This is a genomic window from Dietzia sp. HMSC21D01 (genome assembly GCF_001815995.1).
Classification (GTDB): domain Bacteria; phylum Actinomycetota; class Actinomycetes; order Mycobacteriales; family Mycobacteriaceae; genus Dietzia; species Dietzia cinnamea.
This window is the reverse complement of sequence record NZ_KV824006.1, coordinates 1-9,852: the sequence shown is the minus strand read 5'-3', so window position 1 is coordinate 9,852 and position 9,852 is coordinate 1. Positions and strand designations below refer to the sequence as shown.

Sequence of the window (9,852 nt, the reverse complement as noted above, 5' to 3'; positions counted from 1 at the left end):
CGGCAGACGGCGCCGCCCCTGCCGACGGCACCGCCGCCGACGCCACCGCCGCCGACGCGGACGGCGCCCAGGCCGATGACGGCGGGGACGACGATCCGACGTCGGCGCTGCAGGCGCAGCTCGACGAGCGGACCGCGGACCTGCAGCGGGTGTCGGCGGAGTTCGCCAACTACCGCCGCCGCGTCGAGCGCGACCGCCAGTCGATCATCGACACCGCCAAGGGATCGGTGCTCACCGAACTGCTGGGGATCGTCGACGACCTCGACCGGGCCCGTGAGCACGGTGACCTGGAGGAGGGGCCGCTCAAGGTCTTCGCCGACAAGGTCCACGCGCTGCTGGCCTCCCAGGGTGTCGAGGCCTTCGGCGAGGAGGGCGACGCGTTTGACCCCGCCATCCACGAGGCCGTGCAGGACGAGTCCGACGGTTCCGAGCCGGTCCTCGGCACGATCCTGCGCAAGGGCTACCGCCACGGTGAGCGGACCCTGCGGACGGCGATGGTGATCGTCCGCTGAGCCACCCGGCTCACACCCGGCGTGCGGGCGCGGACCGACCCCAGGTCTCCAGACCGTGCCCGCACGCCGACCCGGCCCCGGCCGCGCCGGGGAACCTGAGAGAATACGAGATCTGAGGAAAGGAGGCGTCTGGTGAGTCAGCGCGAATGGGTCGAGAAGGATTACTACGCCGAACTGGGCGTCTCCAAGACCGCCAGCCAGGACGACATCCGCAAGGCATACCGCAAGCTCGCCCGCGAGAATCACCCGGACTCCAACCCCGGCAACGCGGCCGCAGAGGACAAGTTCAAGCGGATCAGCGAGGCCAACGACGTCATCGGCGACCCCGCGAAGCGCAAGGAGTACGACGCGTTCCGTGCGCAGGTCTCCTCCGGCGGGTTCAGTGGTTTCACGCCCGGCGGCGGCAGCTACACCACCACGAGCGACTTCGACGTCAGTGACCTGTTCGGTGAGGGAGGGCCCGGTGGCGCCGGCGGATTCTCCGACCTCTTCGGCGGCCTGTTCAACCAGGCCCGAGCGGGCGGCGGCGCAGGCGGTCGGAGCCGAGCGCAGCGCCCGCGCAGCGGCCAGGACGTCGAGACCGCTCTGACCCTGTCGTTCCGCGAGGCCGCTCTCGGCGAGACGGTCCAGATCAAGCTGTCCTCGCCGTCACCGTGTCTGACCTGCCACGGTAGCGGCGCGCGACCCGGCACGAGCCCCAGGGTGTGCAGCACCTGCCACGGCGCGGGCGTCACCCAGCGCAACCAGGGGGCGTTCGGGTTCGCCGAGCCCTGCACCGACTGCGGCGGCACCGGATCCAAGATCGACGACCCGTGCCCCGAGTGCTCGGGCAGCGGCGTCACCAACCGCACCCGCACCATCAACGTCAAGGTCCCGGCCGGCGTCCAGGACGGTCAACGCATCCGGCTCTCCGGCCAGGGCGAGGCCGGTTTCCGCGGCGCCCCGTCCGGCGACCTCTACGTCACCGTCACCGTCCAGAAGGACGCGGTGTTCGACCGCGACGGCTCCGACCTGCTGGTGGACCTGCCCGTCTCCTACCCAGAACTGGTCCGCGGCGCTCAGGTGTCCGTGCCCACGCTCACCGGGCGGGTGACCGTGAAGATCCCCGCCGGGTCGCGCGCCGATCAGATCCTGCGCGTGCGCGGCCGGGGCATCGCGAGCAAGTCCGGAACCGGTGACCTCAAGGTCACCCTCCGGGTGGTCACGCCCCCCGCCGGGATGGCCGAAGCCGAACTGGCCGCCTACGACGACGCGTTGCGTGCGGCGGGCTTCGATCCCCGGTCGGGCTGGGCCGGGGCGACATGAGCCCCCGCCGGGACGTCGGGGAGCTGGGCCCCGACGACAGCGTCCTGGTGATCTCGGTGGCCGCCGAACTGTCCGGCCTGCACGCCCAGACCCTGCGCACCTACGACCGCCTGGGCATCGTCACACCCGAACGCACCAGCGGCGGCGGGCGACGACGCTACTCCCTGCGGGACGTGGCCATGCTCCGCGAGGTGCAGCGGCTGAGCCAGGAGGAGGGCGTCAACCTCGCCGGCATCAAACGCATCATGGAATTGACCAACCAGATCGACGCCCTGCGCAGCCGCGTGTCCGAGCTGGCCGAGGAGAACGCCGAACTCAGCCGACGCGCGGGCACCGGCGGCCGGGCCGGCGGCGAGCTGGTCCACGTGCCGCGCTCGACCTCGGTCGTCGTGTGGCGCCCGCGGCACCAGCGCGGGGACCGTGAGGAGTAACCCGGAGCAGCCAGTGAGGCAAGCCTAACCACATGCTAGTGTCTCCGGACTATCGACTCTGATCTCCGAGAGGCCACCCGTGAACCTGCGCGCCCGAACTTCTCGCACCCGATCCCTCGCGGCGGCTCTCGTGTCCGCCATGGCGGTCTCGATGTCCGCATGCGGACTGAACAGTGGCGATGACGCGGTCGTCGTCTACAACGCACAGCACGAGTCGCTCACCCGCGAGCTGGCGGACGCGTTCACCCGCGAGACGGGCATCGAGGTCGAGCTGCGCAACGGCAGCGACTTCGACCTCGGTAACCAGCTCGTCGCGGAGGGCGACGCCTCCCGCGCGGACGTGTATCTGACGGAGAACTCGCCGGCGATCTCGATGGTGTCCCGCGAGGGCCTGCTCGCACCGGTGGCTGACGAGACCGTCGGACAGGTTCCGCCGGAGTACCGGCCGTCCACCGGGGACTGGGTCGGAATCGCCGCCCGGTCGACCGTGTTCGTCTACAACACCTCGGCGGTCAACGAGGACGAGTTGCCGACCTCGTTCGCGGACCTGTCGAACCCCCGCTGGACGGGCCGTTGGGGGGCCGCACCGGCGGGAGCGGACTTCCAGGCGATCGTGTCGGCAGCCCTCGAGATGTCGGGCGAGCAGGAGACTCGTCGGTGGCTCGAGTCCCTCCGGCGTCCGGACGGAGGCTTCTCGACGTACAAGGGGAACAAGCCCGTCCTCGCTGCGGTGAACAACGGCGAGATCGACGGCGGGGTGATCTATCACTACTACGTCTTCGGTGATCGAGCCGGGACCGGCGAGTCCTCGCAGAACGTGGGGCAGCACTACTTCCGGAACGGCGGCCCGGAATCGTTCGTCTCCCTGTCCGGTGGCGGCGTGCTCGCGAACGCCCCCCGCGCCGAGGACGCACAGCGCTTCCTCGCCTTCATCACGTCTGCGGCGGGGCAGGGGATCATCCGGGATTCCTCGTTCGAGTACCCGGTGGCCTCTGGTGTCGGGGCGAACGAGGACCTGGTTCCCCTCGCCGAACTCGGCGCACCCGTCGTGGACCCGGCTGGACTGAACGGGCCGGCGGTGACCGACCTGTTGACCTCGGTCGGACTGGTCTGAATCCGTGGACGTGATCGCGCCGCCCCGTGTCGTCACGGGCATCCCGCATGACGCGTCCGAGTCCGCGGCGGCCCGGACGAGGCCACCCGGGCCGGTCCCGCCCCGGCATCGCCGCCCACCGCTGCCGTTGATGCTCGTCGTGGGGGCGGTGACGCTGCTCCTGCTCCTCCCGGTGGGATATGTCGCGTGGCTCGCGGCCGACATCGCTCCGTCGCGCCTGGCTGAGCTGGTGTTTCGCGAACGCGTGGCCCGCCTCTTCTGGTCGACCGTCGCGCTCGTCGTGGTGACCGTCCCCCTCGCGGTGGTGATCGGGGTCGCCGCGGCCTGGGTCGTCGAACGTACGGACCTCCCGGGCCGTCGTGTGTGGGGTGTGCTCCTGGCCGCTCCGCTCGCGGTGCCCGCGTTCGTCACCAGCTACGCGTGGCTCGGGGTGGACCCCTCGATCGGCGGCCTCGGAGGAGGCGTGCTCATAGCGGTCTCGGCCTATTTCCCGCTAGTCTACCTGCCAGCCGCTGCCACCCTGAGATGGATCGACCCGGCCGAGGAGGAAGTGGCGCGCTCACTGGGCCTGTCCGGCGCGGCGGTGGCCCTGCGGGTGGTGGTTCCCCAGCTCAGGCTGGCGGTGCTCGGGGGCGCGCTGCTGGTCGCGCTGCATCTGTTGGCCGAGTACGGCGCGTTCTCGATGATCCGGTTCGACACGTTCACCACCGCCATAGTCGAGCAGTACCAATCGACGTACGCCTCGGCGGCAGGGGGCGCCCTGGCCGGTGTCCTGGTGATCCTGTGTCTGATCCTCCTGTCGGCGGAGGCGGGCGCCCGTGGCCGCGCCCGCTACGCCCGGGTCGGCGCGGGGGCGGCGAGGCGCCGGAACCGGGTCCGACTCGGGTGGTGGACGCCCGTGGTGCTCGTGGCCTGCGCGGGGGTGGTCGGTGCCTCTCTGGGCGTGCCGCTCGTCGTGGTGATGCGGTGGCTGCTCGTGGGCGGGGCCGAGATCTGGGTCGACCAGGGGATCGGCGAGGCGCTCGTGCAGTCGGTCGGGTACGGGGTGTACGGCGCCGCCGGGTGCGTCCTCCTCGCTCTGCCCGTGGCGTGGATGACGGTACGGCACCCCGGTGCGTTCTCCCGTGTGGCCGATGCCGCGAACTACGTCGCCAGCTCGATACCCGGCATCGTCGTCGCGCTCGCGCTGACGACGGTCGTCATCCGTGTGCTGCCGCAGGTGTATCAGACGGTGGCCCTGGTGGTGACGGCCTACGTCGTCCTGTTCATCCCGCGCGCGCTCGTGACACTGCGGGCGGGGCTCGCCCAGGCGCCGGAGCGACTCGAGGAGGCCGCCCGGGCTCTCGGTCGGCCGCCGCTGAACGCAGTGGTCACGATCACCCTGCGGCGCGCCGCCCCCTCGATGCTCGTCGCGTTCGCGCTGGTCTTCCTGGCCGTCGTCAACGAGTTGACCGCGACCCTGTTGCTCTCGCCGGCGGGGACCGGCACCCTGGCGACCCGCTTCTGGAGCTTGAGCCTTGATCTGGACTACGCGGCGGCCGCGCCGTTCGCGGCGATCATGATCGTGATGTCGGCGCCCGTGACATACCTCCTCCTGAGGCAGGCGACGGCAGGTGGGCGATGACCACGCAGGGTAGCCCGGGGGATCTCGCGGTGCGCGGTGTGGCGAAGTCGTTCGGCGGACGTTCGGTTCTCCGCGATCTGGACCTCGACATCCCGGCAGGTGGATCGGTGGCGGTGGTGGGGCCGTCCGGATGCGGGAAGACGACCCTGTTGCGGGTGATCGCCGGATTCGAACACCCGGACAGCGGGTCCGTCCGGTTGGGGGGACGTGAACTCGTCGGGCGGCGGTCGGTCCCCGCCCACCGGCGCCGCATCGGCTATGTGCCCCAGGACGGTGCGCTCTTCCCGCACCTCACCGTGGGCGCGAACATTGGGTTCGGGCTGAAGCGGCGTGAACGGACCGCGGAGCGGGTGTCCGGACTGATGAGACGGGTGTCCCTCGACCCCGGTATGGCGTCGTTGCGACCCGACCAGTTGTCGGGAGGTCAGCAGCAGCGCGTGGCGGTGGCCCGGGCTCTGGCGCAGTCCCCGGACGTCGTGCTGCTCGACGAGTCCTTCTCCGCGCTCGACGCCGGCCTGCGGTCCGCGATCCGGACCGGGGTGGCGGAGGTCCTCCGGGCGGGCGGGGTGACCACTCTGCTGGTGACGCACGACCATGAAGAGGCACTGTCCTTCGCCGACCGTGTCGCCGTGATGCGGGAGGGTACATTCGTCCAGGTCGACCGACCCCGTGAGGTCTACCTGCGCCCCGCCGACGACGCGACGGCCGAGTTCTTCGGGGAGGTCGTCCATCTGTCGGGTCACAGCCGGGAGGGCATCGTCTCCACGGAGCTGGGCGGGGTCCGTGTCCAGGACCGCACGGTGAACGGGCTCGTCTCGCTGACGGTCCGGACCGAGCAGGTCGCCCTGGGGCCGGTGGGGTCCGGTGGGGTCGAGGGGGTGGTCCGTGACGCACGATTCCTCGGGTCGGCGGTGCGGTGTGAGGTCGAGGTGCGCGGTGAGCGCCGGATCGTCGCTCGGTGCCGGCCTCAGGACGCTCCCGAGATCGGCGACGAGGTGAGTCTCGCCGTGGTCGGGGTGGGCCGGGTGTCCGGGGCCCCATCGTGACGGCCACACCGACGGAGCGGCGCCCGTCGCCGATCGGGGTGGTCTCCACGTTCACGCGGCGAGCGGGCGCGGTCGCCGTGGTGGCGGACGGGAACGAGATCACCTACTCGGCGCTGTCGCAGATGTGCGCAGCGCGTGCGGCCGACTACCCGCAAGTCTCCAGCGGGCGCAGGCTGATCGGCCTGGTGGCGGCGAACACGCTCGCCTTCCTCGTGGATTACCTCGCCGCCCACGAGGCCGGCCACGTGGTGATGCTCCTGCCCCCGGAGGGGCCCGCCGCCGACGCGATCCTCGCCGCGTGGCCGCCGGATCTCGTGGCGGGGGATGGCGCCCCGGTGCCGCGCGGCGTGCACACCGCGTCGCCGCGGTACGACCTCCACGACGACCTCGCACTGCTGATGAGCACCTCGGGGTCGACCGGCACTCCCAAGCTGGTACGCCAGTCCCGCGCGGCGGTGCTGGCCAATGCGGCATCGATCGTCGAGTACCTGCGTATCCGGCCGACGGACCGGGCCATCACGACCCTGCCACCGCACTACTGCTACGGCTTGTCCGTGCTGCACAGTCACCTGCTCGCCGGCGCCGGGGTGATCCTCAACACCGACTCGGTCTCGAGGCCGGCGTTCTGGGAGCGCGCGGCAGCCCACGGGGCGACGACGTTCGCGGCGGTCCCCCACACCGTGGAGCTCCTGGAGCGCGTGGGCCTGGAGCGACTGGACGGTCTCACCCGCCTGCGCTATCTCACCCAGGCCGGCGGTCGGCTGGCCCCAGACGCGGTGCGTCGGGTGGCCTCGTATCTGGAGGCCCGGGGCGCCGAGCTCGTGGTGATGTACGGCCAGACCGAGGCCACGGCACGGATGGGATACCTGCCCGCCCACCTCGCGCGCACGCGCCCGGGGGCGGTCGGCATCGCGATCCCCGGCGGTGAGTTCCGCGTGGACCGTCCGCGCGGAGCCGGGTTCGACGAGCCCGGCGAGCTCGTCTACCGCGGACCCAATGTGATGATGGGGTACGCCACGACGCCCGCCGATCTCGGCCGGGGCCCCGAGCTCGAGGAGCTCCGGACGGGGGACCTCGCCCGGATCACCGAGGACGGCCTCGTGGAGATCGTCGGGCGGATGGGTCGCGAGACCAAGGTCTTCGGTCACCGCATCGACCTGGGACGGGTCGAATCGAACCTCGCCGGCCGGGGGTTCGACGTCTCCTGCGTCGGTGAGCCGGACCGGTTGGTGGTGGTCACCCGCGAGCGGTCGGACTCCTCGGCGGTTGCGGCTGCGGCCGCGGACGCGTCGGGGCTTCCCCCGTCGGCGGTGGACGTCCTCGTGTTGGCCGACTACCCCCGCACGGCCGCCGGCAAGGTCGACCAGGTGGCCCTGCGCGCGCTCGTCGCGCAGCGGTCCCGAGAGCCCGGCGGGTCCGAGACCGCCCCTCCGAGTGCGCTGGTGGCGGACGCTCTCGGGTTGGACGCGTGCCCTCCCGACGCGACGTTCGTGGACCTCGGGGGCGATTCTCTGACCTATGTGGTGCTCTCGGCGCGACTCGAGCAGCGCGTCCCCGGGCTACCGCGGGACTGGCATCTGCGTCCGCTCGCGGAACTCGACGGCATCACCGTCGCACGGATGCCGGCTCCGAGGTCGCGCCGGCGACCGTGGCGGTCGTGGGCGCGCATGGACACCTCGATCGTCCTCCGCGCGGTGTTCATCCTGACGATCGTCGGCGGGCACACGCGGGCGATGGAGGTCTACGGTGGCGCGCACGTCCTCATCGCGCTGGTCGGATACTCGCTGGCACGTTTCCGTCTGAACCCGGGGAGCGCGGGGGAGCGTGCCCGCGGCGTCCTCAGGACCGCGTCGAGGATCGCGCTGCCCGCCGTCGTGTGGCTGCTGATCGTCACCCCGTTCACCAGCCGCTACCACTGGTACTCGCCGCTGCTGGCGACGCACGTCCTGGGGCCACGGTCCTGGTCCGACGACCGGTGGTGGAATCCCTGGCAGATGTGGTTCGTCGAGGCCTCCGTCTACCTGCTGGTGCTCGTGGCCGCGGTCATGGCCGTGCCCGCGGTGAGTCGTCTCGACTCCCGCCTCCCCTTCGCCGTACCGGCTGCTCTGATCGCCCTCGGTCTGCTCGTGCGCTACGGCGTGGTCGACCTCGGTGGCGGTCCGCTCGTGTGGTACTCCGCGCCGGCGGTGCTCTGGTTGTTCGGGCTCGGGTGGGCCGTGGCGCGCGCCGAACACGCCGGTGTGGCCCGGGGGTCGCGCGGCGCGGCGGTGTGGGCGCGCCTGGCCTGCACGGCGGTGGCGGTGGTCTGCGTGCCGGGGTGGTTCGGGCATCCCGCCAGGGAACTGGTGATCATCGCGGGGATCCTCGCCCTGATCTGGATCCCCTCCGTCCGGTTGCCGCGGCCGGTGGCACGCATGGTAACGCCCCTCGCGGCGGCGTCGTTGTTCATCTATCTCACCCACTTCTTGGTGTACCCGCCGATCCGGGACGCAGGGCATCCGTGGTTGTCCTGGGCGGCGTCGCTCGCCGCGGGGCTGGCGGCGTGGTGGATGTGGGAGCGCGGGGCGACGGCCTGTCGCCGTCTCGGGCGAGGGGCACCGCGGGCCGCGGGTAGCGTCGGAGGTCACCGGTACCGTCGTGCTCGTGCCGCCAGCCCTTAGCCAGAGGAGGACCGCCGTGCGCATCGCCGCCGCCCAGATCCTGACCGGACGCGACCCGCAGGACAACCTCCGACTGGTCCGCGAGTCGGTGGCCGAGGCCGCGGCGCAGTCGGCTCGCATCGTGGTGTTCCCCGAAGCCACCATGCGCGCGTTCGGGGCCGGTCGACTCGACGAGATCGCCGAACCCCTCGAGGGCCCGTGGGCGAGTGCCGTGGCCGATTCCGCCCGTGAGCACGGTGTCCTCGTCGTCGTCGGTATGTTCACGCCCGGTCGGGGCGGCCGCGTCCGCAACACCCTCCTGGTCACGGGACCCACCGGCGGCGGCGAGGAGATCCACACGGGCTACGACAAGATCCACCTGTTCGACGCGTTCGGGTTCGCCGAGTCCGACACCGTCGAGCCCGGTGACGCGACGCGCGTGGTGACGGTCGACGGCGTGGGGGTCGGCCTGAGCGTCTGTTACGACATCCGGTTCCCCGGCCAGTACACCGCGCTCGCGTCCGCCGGCGCGCGCCTCACCCTGTGCAGCGCGTCATGGGGCGCCGGGCCGGGCAAGGTCGACCAGTGGCGGCTGCTCGCCCGGGCGCGCGCGCTCGACTCGACGACCTTCCTGCTCGCCGTGGGACAGGCCGACCCGGCCGTCGAGGGCGTCGAGGTCAAGCGCGGCGCACCCACCGGAGTCGGTCACTCGCTGCTCGTCGGGCCGGACGGGACCGTGCGCTCCGAGGCCGGTCCCGACGCGGGGCTGATGGTCGTGGAGGTCGACGACGACGAGGTCACCGATATCCGGAAGGTCATCCCCGTGCTCGCGAACGGGCGTGTCACGGAGGAGTCGCACGGGAAGATCCCGCGGTGAGCGGACCGGGCGGCCCACGCCGGGGCGACGATCCCGCAGATCCGGACCGCGCCGGCGACGCGCCCACCGAGCCGACCCCGGCGGCCGATCCCGCCGACCCGGGGGCTGCGGGGCCTGCTGACCCGCCCACCGAGCGCTTGTCGCCGGTCGATCCGCCGACCGAGCGCTTCCCACCTGCGGACCCCGCGACCGAGCGCTTCCCACCCGCGGACCCCGCAACCGAGCATCTGCCGCCGGTCCCGGGCGGCGCGTCGAGCACGGCGTGGTCCCGGTACCCCGCTGTGGGTGCGGCGGGTGCGGCGGG

8 protein-coding genes and 1 pseudogene are annotated in these 9,852 nt (G+C 72.1%); all 9 read left to right on the top strand.

Annotated elements, in window-relative coordinates:
* A partial coding sequence (grpE, locus tag HMPREF3086_RS12475; RefSeq protein WP_070722150.1) for a nucleotide exchange factor GrpE occupies window positions 1–512 on the top strand: 512 nt, incomplete at its 5' end.
* A 132-nt stretch (window positions 513–644) separates the two neighbouring features.
* Complete coding sequence (gene dnaJ, locus HMPREF3086_RS12470) at window positions 645–1,817, top strand: molecular chaperone DnaJ (protein WP_061914651.1); 1,173 nt, start codon at window positions 645–647, stop codon at window positions 1,815–1,817.
* Entirely contained in the window at window positions 1,814–2,248 is a 435-nt protein-coding gene (locus HMPREF3086_RS12465) for a heat shock protein transcriptional repressor HspR (RefSeq protein WP_061914654.1), read from the top strand. Before dnaJ ends, HMPREF3086_RS12465 begins: the two co-directional genes overlap by 4 nt.
* Window positions 2,249–2,387: 139 nt before the next feature.
* Window positions 2,388–3,362, top strand: coding sequence for an iron ABC transporter substrate-binding protein (locus HMPREF3086_RS12460; protein WP_061914657.1), 975 nt, complete (start codon window positions 2,388–2,390; stop codon window positions 3,360–3,362).
* A 130-nt stretch (window positions 3,363–3,492) separates the two neighbouring features.
* Window positions 3,493–4,986, top strand: a complete 1,494-nt coding sequence (locus tag HMPREF3086_RS12455) for an ABC transporter permease (RefSeq protein ID WP_061914743.1) — start codon at window positions 3,493–3,495, stop codon at window positions 4,984–4,986.
* Complete coding sequence (locus HMPREF3086_RS12450; protein ID WP_061914660.1) at window positions 4,983–6,032, top strand: ABC transporter ATP-binding protein; 1,050 nt, start codon at window positions 4,983–4,985, stop codon at window positions 6,030–6,032. Before HMPREF3086_RS12455 ends, HMPREF3086_RS12450 begins: the two co-directional genes overlap by 4 nt.
* Entirely contained in the window at window positions 6,029–8,692 is a 2,664-nt protein-coding gene (locus HMPREF3086_RS12445; RefSeq protein WP_061914663.1) for an AMP-binding protein, read from the top strand. The genes HMPREF3086_RS12450 and HMPREF3086_RS12445 overlap by 4 nt, the downstream gene beginning before the upstream one ends.
* Before the next feature lie 16 nt (window positions 8,693–8,708).
* Window positions 8,709–9,548: a carbon-nitrogen hydrolase family protein gene (locus tag HMPREF3086_RS12440; RefSeq protein ID WP_061914666.1), complete on the top strand. Its 840-nt coding sequence runs from the start codon at window positions 8,709–8,711 to the stop codon at window positions 9,546–9,548.
* A pseudogene (locus HMPREF3086_RS19315) lies at window positions 9,545–9,852 on the top strand (hypothetical protein); the annotation flags it as partial. The gene HMPREF3086_RS12440 and the pseudogene HMPREF3086_RS19315, both read left to right, overlap by 4 nt.

Excerpts from the sequence above, each read along its gene's own strand:
- HMPREF3086_RS12465 (WP_061914654.1), top strand. The coding sequence starts at position 1,814 with ATGAGCCCCCGCCGGGACGTCGGGGAGCTGGGCCCCGACGACAGCGTC.
- HMPREF3086_RS12460 (WP_061914657.1), top strand. The coding sequence starts at position 2,388 with ATGGCGGTCTCGATGTCCGCATGCGGACTGAACAGTGGCGATGACGCG.
- HMPREF3086_RS12455 (WP_061914743.1), top strand. The coding sequence starts at position 3,493 with ATGCTCGTCGTGGGGGCGGTGACGCTGCTCCTGCTCCTCCCGGTGGGA.
- HMPREF3086_RS12450 (WP_061914660.1), top strand. The coding sequence starts at position 4,983 with ATGACCACGCAGGGTAGCCCGGGGGATCTCGCGGTGCGCGGTGTGGCG.